Genomic DNA, 15,831 nt, shown 5'->3' with positions numbered 1-15,831 from the left:
CGTGGGACGATTGTCGGGTCATCGCCGCGGACGGCTTCGCGGCGGGGAATCACACGGGCACGTCGAGGATCAGTTCGTCACGCAGGCGGACCCAGGTCTGTCGCCCGCTTTGGTAGTAGACCTCCTGGTAGCGGATCTGCACTGCCTCCAGCGGGCCGCGATCCAGCCGGTAGGCGGGCAGATCGCCCCAGTAGTACAGATGGCCCCCGGGTGCTTTGAGCCACCGTAGGGAGCGCGGGAGCGGGCTCTTCGGGACCCCCTCGTTCAGGCGGGCAAAGAGTTCTCGAAGGTAGGAAACGTGCAGGGCGCGGTCCTCGTCGTCGCGGTAGACCCGGCCGTACTCGCGCTTGATTTCGGCCAGGTCCTCTCCCTCAAGCCGTAGCGCGTTGAGGCGGTCTCTGACATGTGCGTCCTCCACGCCGCCCAGCGGAAACGTGACGAACTCCTCGTCCGTGAGCGCATATCCGCGCATTCGGGAGAACTCTCGGTCGAAAGGACTCATGAAGCCGTTGTGAATCCTGAAGACCTCGCCGGTCGATGTTCGGCCGGTCCAATAGACTCTCGCCACGAACGGCGTATCCCACCAGCCGAGCTTGCTCGGCCGCCACGCCAGGCCGGACAGCACGGCGAGGAGGACCGCCATGGTGATCAGCCAGGATTCGACGCCGAATACCGGGGCGGGCGCCGCGCTGAGAGCCATGATGAGCGCAATGCCGACTGCAATGTTTTCCCAGAAGAAAATCCCGGAGGTGATGAAGACCACGAGGCTGAATACCACCGCGATGGAGATTGCCGCGACGGTCAGCCCGCGGGAGAGAAAAGCCGTGAATCCCAGACCTTCGGCCACGATGGTGCCGGCATTCATCCAGACGGCGACCGTGGCGAGCGGCCGGAGGATCCGGCGGACCTGCCGCTCCGTCAGGAAGCGGGCCCAGCCCCAGGAGTAGGCCGAGGCGACCAGGTGGTCGGTCCGGTTCTTCGTCACCCAGTCCCACGGCCGCGGCCCCAGCCGCAGCTTGCTCACGCAGGCGACCACGTAGTGCGACAGGAAGACCGCTACGACCAGCACGAGCAGGACGGAGTCGGTCTCCGGTGCGCTCCTCGGCGCCAGGTGCTCATGGACCCCGGCCGTCACCGACCAGGCGAACGTCATCTTGAGGATGCGGATCGCCGCCTTGGAATGATGCGTCCAGGCACCGAGCCGTCCGCACAGCAGGATCAGGGCGAGCATGCCGCATTGCGGCCAGACGAGCGCCGCACCGCCGGTCGCTGCAATCACCAGGCGATCGACGCGTTGCCAGGAGAGGCCGCGGGAAACGTCGTAGTCGAAAGTCAGGCACTTCCACAGGACGGCCGCCAGGGCTGCGGTCGAAACCCAGGAGGCCGGGGCATCCGGGGTCCGGCCCAGGACCAGCGCGATCGCAGTCAACGGGAGAAACACCAGAGCGGTGTGGACGGCGCCGCGCCCCGGAACGGCGGCATCCGGATACAGGCCGTTCGAACCCGTGGCGGGAAACCTCCCGGACCCGAGAGCGTATGCGCCCCATTTCATGGCCGGGGAAATTGCCAGTCGGTACAGCGCGAATGTGCCGACCACATCGCAGGCGTCCCACAGCCAACGGACCGACGGATCCATTGAACCTCCTAAAGGGCCGTGCGGCAGGGTAGCCAGACGGTGCCGACTGGCACAATACATTCCAGGTAGGCTTGAGGAAGCGATTGCTGAGGGGCGGTGTAAACCCTCCCATCTCGGGCAAAACGAGATTGTGCGGGAATTGTCAATTCCTGTCCGTCTGTAAAATTCTTCGCAGTGAGTGCCTCTTGACACCGAACCGGAGGCTCTGCATGCTGATCATTAGAGCGCACGCCGGTAACCGGATTTCCCCATTCCTACAGGTCAAGCTGTTGCGCGCCCGTTCACCGCATGGGAACGGGCGCGCGTGAGGGGTTTGATAGCTCATGCCTGGTACGAGCGTTTACAATCCGCTGCACCCCGACACGTTGGCCAATCCGTATCCGCTCTATGCAGACCTCCGCGAGCAGACACCAATTTTCTGGCACGAGCAGTCGAATTCGTGGGCATTGACGCGTTACCGAGAATGCCGTGAGGTTTTGCGGGACAACGAAACCTTTGCTCGGGACCGCCGCAGGGTCGGGGTCGAGGTTCCCGAATTCCTACAGAACATACAGACCCTCGATCCGCCCGCGCTGACTCCGCTCAAGACCGTGCTCTCGGACGCCCTGCGGAGCCAGGACCTGGACGCGATGGGGCAGCGGGCCCGCAGAAGCATCGAGCGCCTCTTCCTCGCCCTGGCCGGACGCGAGCGGTTCGACTGGATCCACGAGGTCGCGGCCCCCGTCGCGCTCTCGGTCACCTCGGAGCTGTTCGGCGTCGAAAAGCCGGCGCAGGACCTGTACGTACCGCTGTCGGACAGCATCGCGAGACGGATGGACGTCGGCCTCGACCCAGGCCGCGCCGCCTCGGGCGACGAAGCCAAGAACCAGCTCAACAAGCTGGTCGAACAGTGGTACGCGGCCGCGGACCGACCCGGGGTGCTCTCCGTGATCAGGCGTACGGGCGGCAAGGCCGGCGTTCCGGAGCACTACATCCGCAACACCACGGGCGTCATGTTCAACGCCAGCTACGGCACGCTGTTCGCCACCATCAGCAATGTCGCCCTGGCGCTCGTGCAGCACCCCGAAGCACTGGAGGCGATTCGCCGCCGCGGGGACGAGAAATTGCTGGAGACCGCCGTCGACGAATTGATCCGCTTCGAGGGCCCCGCTCAGGGCACCAGCAGGGTCGCCGTCCGTCCGACCACGATCGCAGGCCAGCCGATCGAACGCGGCGACGTCGTCCTCGCCCTCGTGGCCTCGGCCAACCGCGATCCACGGGAGTTCGAACGCCCCGAGGAACTGGTGCTGGACCGCGCGCCCAACCGCCACCTCGCCTTCGGCTGGGGCCTGCACGGGTGCCTCGGCGCAGTGTTCGGACGCATCGCCGTCCGAGAGATCATCTACTGCCTCGCCGAGGCCCCGGATCTCTGGTTGGCGGGAACGCCGAAGCGGCGCACCACCGCGACCGTGCGCAGTCTCGACCTCCTTCCCCTCACCTTCCGGCAGCCGGGCTGACCCGCCGCAGCAACCTCATGGAGCCACGGGCGTCCGCCCGTGAAATCGGAGCGCCGAGATCGGAGAGGGGGGAGGGGCCATGAGCTACGACCACTGATCAGCAACGGCGCTCAGTGTGCTCCGGGACCTGGCAACGGGTCCCGGAGCACACTGAGGGCCCCGCAGGAGGAGTGGGCGCCACAGGCGGAAGGTACTTTCGGGGAGTATGCGGATGGGTCCCTTTCCAAAGATCGAACCGTACGACTGGGGATTTCTCGATGTTGGTCACGGGCACCGGATCTACTGGGAAACGAGCGGGAATCCGGACGGGGTGCCGGCGCTCGTCCTCCATGGCGGCCCCGGCTCGGGCAGCAGCCCGGGACTGCGCAGCATCTGGGATCCGGAGCGCTACCTGATTGTCCAGATGGACCAGCGGAACTGCGGCCGGAGCACCCCGTCCGCCGCCGATCCGGCCGTCCCGCTCACCCACAACACCACGCACGATCTGATCGACGATGTCGAAAGGCTGCGGGACCACCTCGACGTCGACCGGTGGGTGCTGTGGGGCGGTTCGTGGGGGACGACCCTGGCGCTGGTATACGCGCAGAAGTATCCGGAACGGGTGCGGGCGCTGCTGCTGGTCTACCTGATGCTGAACCGCCCGGCAGACCTGCGGTGGCTCTACCACGACGTGGGTCGCTACTTCCCCGCGGAGTGGCGGGAGTTCCGTTCCGGGGCGGGGGAGGGCGCAGGGGAGGACCTGGTGGCGGCATACCACCGTCTCCTGAACGAGAGTGGCGACGAGGCGGTGCAGCGGGAGGCTGCGCGGCAGTGGTGCGCCTGGGAGGAGACCGTATCGAGCCTTGATCCGGGCTGGCGGCCGTCGCCGCGCCTGGCCGATCCCGACTACTGCCTTGCCTTCGCACGGATCGAGGCGCACTACTTCAGCAACGACGCCTGGTTGACGGAGGATCAGGTACTCCGGGACGCCCACCGTCTCACGGGCATACCCGGCGTGATCATTCACGGCCGGGAGGATCGGGCGAATCCGTACGACATGGCGTGGCTGCTGGCCGAAGCCTGGCCGGACGGTGAATTGGTGACACTCCCGGGGGGCCACACCACGGGGAAACCGAGCAGTGACGCGATGCTGGCCGCCGCGGCCCGGTTCGCGCAGCTGCCTTGACCGGGAGAGCGATGTGACACCGGAAATTCTCGACTGCCTGATTGTCGGTGCCGGACCCGGCGGCCTCCAGGTCGCCGCATGCCTCCGGGAAGAGGGGCTGACCTACGAGATCGTCGAGCAGGGGGGTATTCCCGGATCCTTCTTCACCACCTATCCCCGACATCGGCAGTTGATATCGAGCAACAAGCGCTACACCGGCAATGACGACCCGGAATTCAATCTGCGTATGGACTGGAACTCGCTGCTGTCGGACGATCCCGACCTCAGGTTCACCCGGTATAGCGAACGGTATTTTCCGGCCGCCGACGACATGGTCCGCTATCTTGCGGACTTCGCCTCCGCGCGCGAACTGAATATAACCTACAATCGGAGGGTCGTGTCGATCTCCCGATCCGCGGGGGTTTTTGCTGCGGTCGACGATTTCGGTGACACGCGCCGAGCGCGCCGCGTGGTCATCTCCACCGGGGTGAGTCTGCCGAATATCCCCGATATTCCGGGCATCGAGCTCGCCGAGCAGTACGCGACCGTCTCCGTGGACCCGAACGACTTCATCAACCAGCGCGTCCTCGTTCTCGGCAAGGGGAACTCGGCGCTGGAGACGGCCGACAACCTGATCGAGACGGCCGCGGTCATACACATCGCGGGGCCCAACCCGGTGAAGCTGGCATGGAAAACTCATTTCGTGGGCCACGTCCGTGCGGTCAACAACAACTTCCTCGATACCTACCAGCTGAAATCGCAGAATGCGGTCATCGATGCGGAGCTGGTGGAACTCAACAAGGATGCGGCCGGATATCGGGCCACGTTCAAATTCACCCGCGCAACAGTGGAACACACCTACGACCGAGTGATCGTCTGTACCGGTTTCAGGTTCGACTCCGCCATATTCGCGGAGGATTGCCGACCGCGGCTCGCCATCGACGGGCGATTTCCCGAACTCACCGGCACCTACGAGTCGAGCAACGTCAGCGGCCTGTACTTCGCCGGCACGCTCACGCAGCAGATCGATTTCAAGAAGTCCACCAGCGGGTTCATCCACGGCTTCCGCTACGGGGCCCGCGCCCTGGGCCGGGTGCTGGCGCACCGCCACCACGACAGGCCGTGGCCGCGGCGCCGGGTGGGCAGGTCGGCGCAGGAGCTGACGGCGGCGGTCATCGGGCGGATCAACCGGTCCTCCGGGCTCTTCCAGCAGTTCGGTGTCCTGGCCGACGTGCTGGTCCTCCCGCCGGACGGACCCGCCAGGTACTACGAGGAGGTTCCGGCGCCGTACCTCGCAGACGGCATGGTCGACGAGGAACGGGACGACGCGTTCTCCATCACCCTGGAGTTCGGTCCGGACCACGACACGGTGGACCCGTTCGTCCCCCGGCTCTCGTCCTCGGTGCTCGGAAGGGAGCACATTGATACCTTCCTGCACCCGGTGGTCCGGCACTACCGCCGCGGAGAGGTCGTCGGGACCGTGCACCTGCCGGACGATCTGGAGAACCGGTGGGACCGGCCCGACGTGCACGTCGAACCGCTGGCCGAGTTCTTCGCCCATGCGGTGTCCGGCTGAGCCCGGGGGCGATGAGGGAGGGAAGACACGTGCACCTGGTTCTCCTCGGCGCACAGACCGAAGCGATCGACGAACTCGCGGATCTGGGCCACACGCTGACGGTGCTGTACACGGAGCGGAACCTGGGCCTGGTCGAGCGATCCGCCGACCGCATCGCGCTCCGGGGCTTCGTACCCTCCTACGACTGCCCAGAGCTGGCCTGGTCGGCGCTGCTCCACCTGGGCGTGGCGGACGAGGTCGACGCCGTGATCCCGCTGCACGAGATGGCGGTGGTCTCGGCGTCGGTCCTCAACCGCCTCCTCGGCCTCGCCGAGCGCATCGATCCGCGCACCGCGATGGCCGGCCGGGACAAGGCGTTTCAGAAATCCCTCTGGTCCGCGCGGGGGGTACCGACCGCGCGGTTCCGCACGGTCACGAACACTCCGCGGTCGCTCGACGAACTCCGCGCGAGCATGGGTGATCTCCGGGGGCCCTTCGTCGTCAAACCACCGGCCCTCGGAGGGACTCGGCTGGTGACCTCCTGCGCGAACCCCCCCGAGGTCTTCGAAGTGCTCCGGGACACCCCGGAGCTGCGCCATGCGGTCATCGAGGAGCGCCAGCCGGGGGACGAGTGGCACTTCGACGGGACGCTCGTCGGGGGACGGATCGAGAGCTTCATGGTCTCCCGGTACCTGGCGCCGCTGATCGAGACCAAGTCGGGGCGCACCAACTGCTCAATCGCCTACCCGGTCGGCCGGAACCCAGGGCTCTACGCCGAGGCGAGGGCGTTCGCCCAGTCCGCGGTCGACGCCCTGATGGGGACCTGGGGCGTCTTCCACCTGGAGGTGTTCGGCGGCCCGGGGAACTTCGTCGCCGGGGAGCTGGCGTGGCGGCCTTCGGGCGCGTTGGCGAGCCTGACCGCCCTGCACACCATCGGGGTGAACCTGTGGGGGGCGCACGCACGGTTGCTGGCCGGCGAGGAGGTGACCCCCGGGACGCCCGCACCGGACTCGGTGGTCGGCTTCGCCTGTCTTCCGGTGCAGCCCGGTGCCAGGAACGGCATCAGGCAATCGGACATCGAGGCACTTGAGGGTGTGCGCCACGTGCGGATGAAGATCGGAGTCGGCGAAACCATGGGAGAGCCGGTGTCCAGCACCGTATGCGTCGCGATGGTCCTCGTCGAGGCGCCGGATCTGGAGTCCTTGGAACTCCGAATCGAGGACGCGTGCCGGCGCACTCGTGAACTGCACGCCGAACTGAGCGGATGAGCGGCCGGCGCCCCCGCCACCCTGCCCGATGTGTGGTCCGTCCCGGCCCGCCGGAAAGGAATGCCGTGAGAGCTGTTTCGCCACCGGGCGATGTCCGCACCGACGAGCGGGAGCGCCCGCACCCCGAACTCGACTGCGCCGTCGGCCTCTGGGACTCGCGGCTGTTCGGAAACCACCGGATCGTCGTGCGCGTCGCCCGGTACGCGCGGGCCGTACGCGTTGTGTTGCCCTGGCGGCGCCAGGACGAGAACCCGCACAAAGTCGACTTGATCGTGGTCTCCGCGCGGTCCGGGGAGCGGGTGCGCAACGTCGTGCGCCTGTGTTCCGACCCCACCAGCGGCGAGATCGTCTTCGAGCCGATCGACGGCCTCGGCGACTACTACGTCTACTACCTGCCCTACGCCCTCCTTGGCGCCCGGAACTACCCGAAGGGCTACTACCTGCCGTGGCGTCCGCTGGAGAGCCCGCAGTGGCGGTTCGCCGCCGGGGCGGACGACCCCCGGGCGGTGGCCTCCATGGTGCAGGCCGAAGCAGTGGCCTACCACGCCGCCGGGGAGCGCGAGAGCTTCGCCCCGATGGGCTTCCCCGCCTCACCGGACGAGCTCCAGGTGCTGCGCCGGCGCCATCCGGGGAAGAACCTCCTCCTCTTTCCGGAGTCGCGCTCGCGCCCGGTGGAGATGACCCGGAGCATTCCGGCGCTCTGGATCCGGCGGGGCGCGTATGTGCCGCTGGACGCCGTCGTGCGACGGGGGGAGTTCTTCGCCTTCCAGGTCGGCGTCTATGCGTTCTCCGACGCCGAGGTACGGGTCGACACCGGGGCGATGCCCTGGCCAACCCGGTCGCTGCTCACCGAGGGGGTCCGGGCCGACGGATCGGAGTTCACGAACCGTCCGGTCCGGCTCCTGGGCGGGGAGGTCCGGACGCTCTGGTTCGTCACGGAGGTACCCCCGGACGCCCCCTTCGGCGGTCACACGGGGAGCATCCGAATCGGGCCCGAGCACGCGTGCGTCACCCTCGGTGTGACCGAGGGCGAACCGGTTGCCGACGGAGGGGTGCGAGACCTCCGGTCGATGGCCCGACTCGGCTGGCTGGACTCACGAAAAGTGCAGGACCACAGCCTGGTGGCCCCCTTCCGGCCGGTGGTGGTCGACGGCGGGCGCCGCCGGATGGAGATCCTCGGGCGGTCGGTGGTGCTGGGCGCCGACGGGTTTCCCGAGCGGATCGCCTCCACCTTCTCCGACGAGGTGACCACGTTCGGCGGGGTCGAGCGCGCCATCCTGGACGGTCCGGTGCGGCTCGACGTAGGCAGGGAGCTGGAGCCTTGCCACGCAGTGGAGATCCAGCAGCCGGGGGACGCCACTGCCACCTGGCGCCAGACCCTCTCGGGGGAGGGCTGCACGGTGCGCGTCTCGGCGGCCTTCGAGGCCGACGGATGTCTGGAGTACCGCTGCGAGCTGACGGCGGAGGGAGGTCCGGTGACGTTCCCGGACGTCCGTCTTGTCGTACCCCTCCGGCGCGCTGTCGCCCAGTACCTCATGGGCCTCGGCCGGCCGGGCGGGCCCTGCCCCGAGGAGTTGGACTGGACCTGGGACGTGGCGCGGAAGAACCAGGACTCGGTGTGGGTGGGCGACGTCAGCGCCGGGCTCCAGATCTCCTGGAAGGACGACTCCTACCGGCGACCCCTGAACAGCAACTGGTACCGGGGCTCGCCGCTGGTGGAGCCCCGGTCCTGGGGGAACGGAGGGCTCGGCGGGGTGCAAGTGCGGAAAACCGACCGCGCCGTGGCGGTCGAGGCGTACTCCGGCCCGCTCCGCCTGGAGGCCGGCGAGGCGCGCCGCTTCGACTTCAGGGTACTGGTGACGCCCTTCAAGACGATTTCGACCCGGCGGCAGACGACGGAGCGGTACTACCACGCGCCGAACCGGGCGGAAGAGGTCTCCGGGGCCGGAACGCGCCCGGTCCCGATCAACCATCCCGGGTCCCCGGACGAGATTCGGGCGTACGGCGCTACGGTGGTCAACATCCACCATGCCACAGAGGTGATGCCCTACATCAACGACCCGATGCTCAGCGCCGATTCCCTGGCCGCGTACGTCCGTCGCGCCCATCTGGCGGGGCTTCGGGCGAAGGTCTACTACACCGTGCGGGAGCTGCCGTCCGCCGCCCCGGAGTGCCAGGCGCTGAGGGCGCTGGACGGGGAAGTCTATGCGCGAGGTCCGGCACTCGGCCCGAGCGGACCCAACGTCGGCCACATGTGGCTCCAAGAGCATCTGGCCGGGGGCTTCATCCCGGGGTACGCCTCGTCCAACGTCGACGACATTCCCATTGTGACCAGCGGCGAGTCGCGGTGGCTCAACGTATATGTGTGCGCACTCGACTGGCTCGCCAGGGAGTGCGGGATCGACGGCATCTACCTCGACGAGGCGGGATTCGACCGCACCACGATGAAACGCGTCCGAAAGGTCCTCCAGCGGCACTGCAGCGATCCGCTCATCGACCTGCACTCCGCCAGTCAGTACCGGGAGGCCGACGGTTTCGCCTCCTCGGCGAATCTTTACATGGAGCACTTTCCGTATGTGGACCGGCTCTGGTTCTCCGAGTACGTGGACTATGACGAGATCGATCCCGTTCGCTGGCTCGTCGAGCTCTCCGGTGTCCCGTTCGGCCTCCTGGGGGAGATGCTGGAGAACGGGGGAAACCCGTGGAAAGGCCTCCTCTTCGGTGCCACCGCCCGGGCACCCAGAGTCGATCTTCGTCCGCTGTGGAGGTTCTGGGACTCGGTCCGCCTGCCCGAAACCCGCATGATCGGCTGGTGGTCCGGCTCCGCGCCGGTGGTGACGGACCACGACGAGGTCTTGGCCACCTCCTGGATCGGCGCCGGGTACGCCGTCGTGGCCCTGGCGAGCTGGGCTCCGGGGGACGTGGACGTTTCACTGGAGATCGACAAAGCTGCCCTCGGTTTCGATGACGTGGTGATCGAGTCCCCGGAAATCGAAGGATTTCAGCAGGCGATGGGGGTCAGCGGGACCGAAAAGATCCCTATACCCTACAACCAAGGCCGTGTGCTCGTTCTCCGCGGAATTCCTTCCGAGGAATCAACGCCGCAGTCCTCGTAGGTCGCGGGGTGTATGAGAGCGTTTCCACCGCGACATTTCCGGAGGTTCCCGCAGGTGCGCTCACCTCTCTTGGGGCAGACGGAGTTCCGGTGGTTCTTCTCGGGACGTCTGATCTCACTCCTCGGCAGCTCGATGGCTCCGGTCGCCCTCGCCTTCGGCGTCCTCGACTCGACGGGGAGCATCACCGACCTCGGGGTCGTGCTGGCGGCCCGCATGGTGCCGCTGCTCGCGTTCCTCTTGGTCGGCGGGGCGACGGCCGACCGGTTCTCCCGGAAGACGGTCCTGGTCTGCGCGAACCTGGGGCTGACGCTGACCCAGGGCACCGTTGCCGGACTCGTGCTGAGCGGCCACTTCTCGATGCCGGCTGTCGCCGCGCTCTCCGTACTCGACGGCGTCCTCACCGCGTTCATGACGCCGGCCCTGCGCGGCATCGTCCCGCGACTCGTCGACAAGGACCAACTCCGCCCGGCCAACGCCCTCCTGGGATCAGCTCGGAACGCGACCAAGCTCCTCGGGCCGAGCCTGTCGGGCGTCCTCGTCGTCGCGGTCGGCAGCGGCCCCGCCATCGCCTTCGACGCGCTGAGCTACCTCTTGGCCGCGGGCTGCCTGGTCCGCCTGGCCCTCCCGCCGAGCGCGCCCGCCGAGCGCTCAGCCCCGCTGCTCACCGACATCCGGGCCGGATGGACGGAGTTCCGCCGCATTCGCTGGGTGTGGCGGGTGACTCTCTCCTTCTGCGTGATCAACCTGGTGCAGACCGGCACCTGGCAGGTCCTCGGGCCCTCTCTCACCAAGCAGCTCGGCGGCGAGGCGCTATGGGGCGTCGTGCTCAGCGCGCAGGGCGCCGGGATGCTGGTGATGAGCACGCTCCTGCACCGGCTGACGGCCCGCCACTTTCTCAGGCTGGGGCTGCTCATGGGCGCGCTCGGCGCCCTGCCGTTCCTCGTGCTGGGCGCGAGGGCAGACGCCGGATGGCTGGTCGGGGCCGCGTTCGTGGCCGGACTCGGCGGATCCATCGCCGGAATCAGCTGGGACACCTCGCTCCAGGAGCACGTACCCGCCGGCGTCCTCTCCCGCGTCACCTCCTACGACGACCTGCTCTCCTACATCGCCATCCCGGTCGGGCAGCTCTGCGTCGGCCCGCTGGCCCATGCCTTCGGCGGCTTCCGGGTGACCGTGATCGCCGGCATCGTCTACGCCCTCACGGCCGTGCTCCCCCTGGCCTCCGCTGCCGTACGTCGACTGCCCCACGCCCAGCCCGAACCCGCCGGAGCGGCCGCCGACCACTGCCCCACCGCCACACCCTCTGGAGGAACGACGCCATGACCAGCGCAGTCAGCAACCAGTCGGCCGGCCCCGGGGGCCGCCTGAGCGGGTGGACCGGAGACGTCTTCGAGATACCTGCGCTCACCGTCCACGAGCTCTTCGAGCGCGCGGTCCGCGCAACGGGCACGGGGGACGGCACAGGTCCCGAGACGGTCGCCGTGGTCCACGGTACGCGCACAGTGACCTACGGCGAGCTCGACCGGCAGGCCGACCGCGTCCGGGACGGGCTGTTGGACGCCGGGGTCGCGAGCGGCGATGCGGTCGGCCTGTGCCTACGCCGTTCCCCCGAGCTCTTCGCCGCGATGCTGGGCGTCCTCAAGGCGGGTGCCTGCTACCTGCCGATGGACAGCGCGGATCCGGACGAGCGGCTGCGCCATGTCGTGGACCAAGCCGGCGGCATCGGCGCGTACGTCGTCGACGGATCCCGCGACCTCCCCGTCGGCACGGCCCGGGTACTCGTTCTGGACGAGCCGTGGCGTGCCGCGGCCGGGGAGGAGGGGGGCGGCGGCGGCGGAGGTGGCCGGGCGGTCGGTCAGGACGCCGCGGCATACGTGCTCCACACATCAGGGTCGACCGGCCGCCCGAAGAGCGTCGCCCTGACCCACCGGTCGCTGGTCAACATGCTGCTGTGGCACGACCGCACCCGCCCCGGCACCTGCCGCTCCCGGACCGCCCAGGTCTGCACCGCGAGCTTCGACTTCTCTTTCCACGAGATCTTCTCCACGCTCTGCTTCGGCGGCACCCTCGTCGTCGCCGACGACGAGGTCCGGCGCAACCCCGTCGCGCTGGCCGGGTTCCTCTCCGAGCAGCACATCGAGCGGCTGTTCGCCCCGGTGACCGTACTCAAGCAGCTGGCGGAGGCCGCCGCCGGGGGCACGGCCCCGCTGGTGCTCGCCGACGTGGTCACGACGGGGGAACGGCTCCGGGTCACGCCGGCGATGGCCGAGCTGTTCGGCCGCAGCGGCGCGCGGCTGCACAACCACTACGGCGCGACCGAGTTTCAGGACGCTGCCACCCACACCCTCAGCGGCGACCCCGGCAGCTGGCCCGCGAGCGTCCCCATCGGCAGGCCGATCGACAACGTCCGGGTCTACCTGCTGGACGCGGAGCTCCGGCAAGTACCGGTCGGCGCCGAGGGCGAGGTGTGCGTGGCGGGCGCGGGAGTGGCTCGGGGCTATCTCGGGAGCCCCGAGCTGACCGCCGAGCGCTTCGTCCCGGACCCCTACGGGGACGGCCTGCTCTACCGTACGGGCGACCTCGGCCGTGCCACGGCGGACGGCACCATCGAATGCCTGGGCAGGATGGACGATCAGATCAAGATCCAGGGCATGCGTGTCGAGCCCGGCGAGATCGAGGCGCTGCTGAGCGCTCGTCCGGACGTCCATGAGGCGGCGGTCCTCGCGCACGAGCTGGACGGTCACCCCCGGTTGGTGGCGTACCTGGTGCTGCGGAAGAAGGCGCGCCGGGACGGGGCGACTCGGCGGCTGCACCGGCACCTCGCCGGACTGCTTCCTCCGTACATGATGCCGGATGCCTACGTCGTCCTCGACGCGATGCCGCTGACCCCGAGTGGGAAGACGGACCGGCGCCGGCTCACTCCGCCCGCCGTCTTCGAGAGGCTTCAGGACGCCGGGCCCGCCCGCCCGGGATCACCCACCGAACAGCTCGTCATCGAGGTCTGGCAGGACGTCTTGCGCCTGGACTCGGTAGGCGCCGAGGACAACTTCTTCGAGATCGGCGGAACGTCCCTGCATGCGGTCGAGGTTCAGGACCTGCTCGCCGGGCAGCTCGGCCTCTCCGTCTCCGCCGCTGACATCTTCCGACAGCAGACGGTGCGGGAGCTGGCCGCCCAGCTCGACCGGGCGCGGACGGGCACCGGCCACGGTTGAGGGTTCCAGGACTCTCCCGCTCTACCGCTCCCCAGACCGTGGGCCGGCGGCGGCATCCACTGCGTCACCCAGCAGCATCCGGTGCCGTATCGGGGCCGCGGGGGCCGGCGTGCGGGAGCCGGGCCAGGTCCGGGTGGCGGCGGCGCCAGTCCGCGTAGACCGGGCTGGCGGCACAGGTGTCCAGGTAGCCGGCCGCCACCGTGCGCAGGACGGCGTCGCCGTGGGGGGCCAGCGGGCCGTCATGGTGCCAGGCCAGGACGTGGCGGTACCAGAGCGGGTTGCCCGCGAGGGGGCGGACGGTGAGGCCGGGGGTTTGCGCGAAGGTGGCCTGGCAGAGGCTGACGGCCAGGCCCGCGCGGACCAGTTCGATCAGCTGGCGTCCCTCGGCCTCGTGCGGGGCGGAGGGGCGGCGGCCGACCAGCGCGCACACGGAGGACCAGTACTCGCTGGTGCGGTCGCCGTCGGGCCGGGGCATCGCCCAGTCGTGGTCGGCCAGTTCGCTCAGGGACACGGCCTCCCGCCCGGCCAGTGGGTGGGTCGCGGGCAGCAGGGCGAAGACGGGTTCGGTGACCAGGGGGGTGAGGATCACCCCGTCGCGCGGGGGCAGGACCTGCTCCGGGTGGTCGCCGAGGACCGCCGCCTCCAGGCGTCCGGCGGCGAGTTCGTCCAGGAGCGTGACGGGGGAGTAGTGGCATCGGGACGTCACCTCGGCGTCGGGCAGCAACGTTCCTATGGCCAGGACGAGGTGGCCGATGAGGGGAGCGCCGACCGATCCGATGCGCACCCGGTCCGGGGCCGCCAGGTGGCGGGCCGCGCGGGCGGTGTCGGCGAGGAGCGCGTCGATGCCCGGCAGGACGGCGTGGGCCCGGGCCAGCACCAGCTCGCCGAAGGCCGTGGGCGTGGCTCCGGCCCGCCGCCGGTCGAAGAGGACACCGCCGAGCATCGACTCGATGCGGCGCAACTGCGTGCTGAGGCCCGGCTGGGTCATGGACAGCGCGGCGGCGGCCCGCGTGAGGCTGCCGGCCTCGGCGATCGCGCACACCACACGCAGGTGCCGTACCTCCAGTTCCATGCCGCGCATGTTATGGAGCGACGACAGCTTTCGGACAGGAGCCGACTCCCGTCAATCTTATGTGAAATGTCACACATGGCAATGGGAGGTTACGCATCCATGAGACCCATCCACCGCCTGGCCACCTCGCGCGGGCTGCCGGCTGCTCTGGCCGCCGCACTGCTCCTCCTCCTGCTGGTGGCGCCGCCCGCCGGCGCCACTGACAGCCCGTCGGCCTGCGCCGTGCGCGGCACCACCGGCTGGACGGACGAGGGACACGACACGGACTACTCGGTGTTCCGGCGTCCCGCCGGGACGCTCAAGGTCGCCATGGTCTTCGTGGACTTCCCGGACGCGCGGGCCACCGAGGCCCCGAGCGAGGACTCGGCGCAGATCACGCCCGGGGCGGACTGGCTGTGGTACGCCTCGTACGGCAAGGCCTGGCTCGCGATCGACCAGTACCAGCGGTGGGTCCGCATGCCCCGCGCCTCCACCGACTACGGTTTCGCGCGCGGCCTGGACCACGAGACGCACGAGGCGTACGTCAAGGACGCGGTGGCGGCCGCCGATCCGTACGTGGACTTCTCCGGCTACGACATGGTGTACGTCGTGCCGACGCGCAACGCGGCGGCGATCTCCTTCACACCCACGTACGTGTACCAGCCGGGCACGGCGGGGGTGGTGGCCGACGGCCGCCGCATCTCGTGGGCGGTGACCTTCGGCCAGGACATGTGGCACTGGGGTGCCAAGCTGGTCGCCCACGAGACCGCCCACACCTTCGGGCTGCCCGACCTGTACGCCTTCGAGACGGGCAGCGACGCGCACCGCTTCGTCGGCGGCTGGGACGTGATGGGCCTGATCGGCGGCCGGGGGCCGCAGTTCCTCGCCTGGCACTCCTGGAAGCTCGGCTGGACCGGCGACGGCCAGGTCGTGTGCCGGGCCTCGAAAGGCAGCGACACGGTGTACCTCACGGCGGTCGAGTACGGCAGCGGCACCAAGCTGGCGGTGATCCGCACCGGCCCCACGACCGCGTACGTCGTCGAGTCGCGGCGCGGGATCCAGGCGGACGCGGGCTCCTGCTCGACCGGCGCCCTGATCTACCGGATCGACGCTTCCGTGCGGACCGGCCAGGGGCCGGTCAGGGTGGTGGACGCCAAGCCGGCCGCCGCACCCGCCGGCGGCTGCCGCCCGCTGGACGACGCCCCGTTCTGGGCCGGCGAGTCGTTCACCGACGCGGCGGCCGGGGTGCGGATCGACGTCCTCTCCGCTGACGGCTACGGCGAGACCGTACGCATCACGAAGGCGTAGGAGCGGCGCGGACGCGGCAGTGCCCCCGGCTCCGCACCAAGGAGC

General features: G+C 69.2%; 10 protein-coding genes. 8 read left to right on the top strand and 2 right to left on the bottom strand.

Going from position 1 to position 15,831, the window contains the following annotated elements; all coding sequences use genetic code 11:
- Positions 1 to 49 precede the first annotated feature (49 nt).
- Entirely contained in the window at positions 50 to 1,636 is a 1,587-nt protein-coding gene (locus B4U46_RS03095) for a hypothetical protein (protein ID WP_079423851.1), read from the bottom strand.
- Positions 1,637 to 1,959: 323 nt separating this feature from the next.
- Between B4U46_RS03095 and B4U46_RS03090 the strand changes: the two genes are divergently transcribed.
- The 7 genes from B4U46_RS03090 (at position 1,960) to B4U46_RS03060 (ending at position 13,427) form a co-directional block, all read left to right on the top strand.
- Positions 1,960 to 3,132, top strand: a complete 1,173-nt coding sequence (locus B4U46_RS03090; protein WP_237292581.1) for a cytochrome P450 — start codon at positions 1,960 to 1,962, stop codon at positions 3,130 to 3,132.
- Positions 3,133 to 3,343: 211 nt separating this feature from the next.
- On the top strand, positions 3,344 to 4,297 hold the full coding sequence (pip, locus tag B4U46_RS03085) for a prolyl aminopeptidase (RefSeq protein ID WP_079431530.1): 954 nt from the start codon (positions 3,344 to 3,346) through the stop codon (positions 4,295 to 4,297).
- A gap of 13 nt (positions 4,298 to 4,310) precedes the next feature.
- A complete protein-coding gene (locus tag B4U46_RS03080; protein WP_185117343.1) occupies positions 4,311 to 5,852 on the top strand; it encodes an NAD(P)-binding domain-containing protein in 1,542 nt (513 codons plus the stop codon).
- Between the two features lie 29 nt (positions 5,853 to 5,881).
- Positions 5,882 to 7,099, top strand: a complete 1,218-nt coding sequence (locus tag B4U46_RS03075; protein ID WP_079423849.1) for an ATP-grasp domain-containing protein — start codon at positions 5,882 to 5,884, stop codon at positions 7,097 to 7,099.
- Between the two features lie 65 nt (positions 7,100 to 7,164).
- On the top strand, positions 7,165 to 10,215 hold the full coding sequence (locus B4U46_RS03070) for a glycoside hydrolase domain-containing protein (RefSeq protein WP_079423847.1): 3,051 nt from the start codon (positions 7,165 to 7,167) through the stop codon (positions 10,213 to 10,215).
- Between the two features lie 54 nt (positions 10,216 to 10,269).
- On the top strand, positions 10,270 to 11,538 hold the full coding sequence (locus B4U46_RS03065) for an MFS transporter (RefSeq protein ID WP_167747566.1): 1,269 nt from the start codon (positions 10,270 to 10,272) through the stop codon (positions 11,536 to 11,538).
- Positions 11,535 to 13,427: a non-ribosomal peptide synthetase gene (locus B4U46_RS03060; protein ID WP_079423843.1), complete on the top strand. Its 1,893-nt coding sequence runs from the start codon at positions 11,535 to 11,537 to the stop codon at positions 13,425 to 13,427. The genes B4U46_RS03065 and B4U46_RS03060 overlap by 4 nt, the downstream gene beginning before the upstream one ends.
- A gap of 64 nt (positions 13,428 to 13,491) precedes the next feature.
- Here the strand turns inward: B4U46_RS03060 and B4U46_RS03055 are convergent, their stop codons facing one another.
- Complete coding sequence (locus B4U46_RS03055; protein ID WP_079431528.1) at positions 13,492 to 14,499, bottom strand: LysR family transcriptional regulator; 1,008 nt, start codon at positions 14,497 to 14,499, stop codon at positions 13,492 to 13,494.
- A 99-nt stretch (positions 14,500 to 14,598) separates the two neighbouring features.
- Between B4U46_RS03055 and B4U46_RS03050 the strand changes: the two genes are divergently transcribed.
- Positions 14,599 to 15,786 (top strand): M6 family metalloprotease domain-containing protein, encoded by a 1,188-nt coding sequence (locus B4U46_RS03050; RefSeq protein ID WP_079423842.1) that lies wholly within the window; start codon positions 14,599 to 14,601, stop codon positions 15,784 to 15,786.
- Positions 15,787 to 15,831 lie beyond the last annotated feature (45 nt).

It is taken from the genome of Streptomyces katrae (genome assembly GCF_002028425.1).
Taxonomy (GTDB): Bacteria; Actinomycetota; Actinomycetes; order Streptomycetales; family Streptomycetaceae; genus Streptomyces; species Streptomyces katrae_A.
Note: the sequence above shows the minus strand (reverse complement) of the source record. Positions and strands in the feature narration are given on the sequence as shown.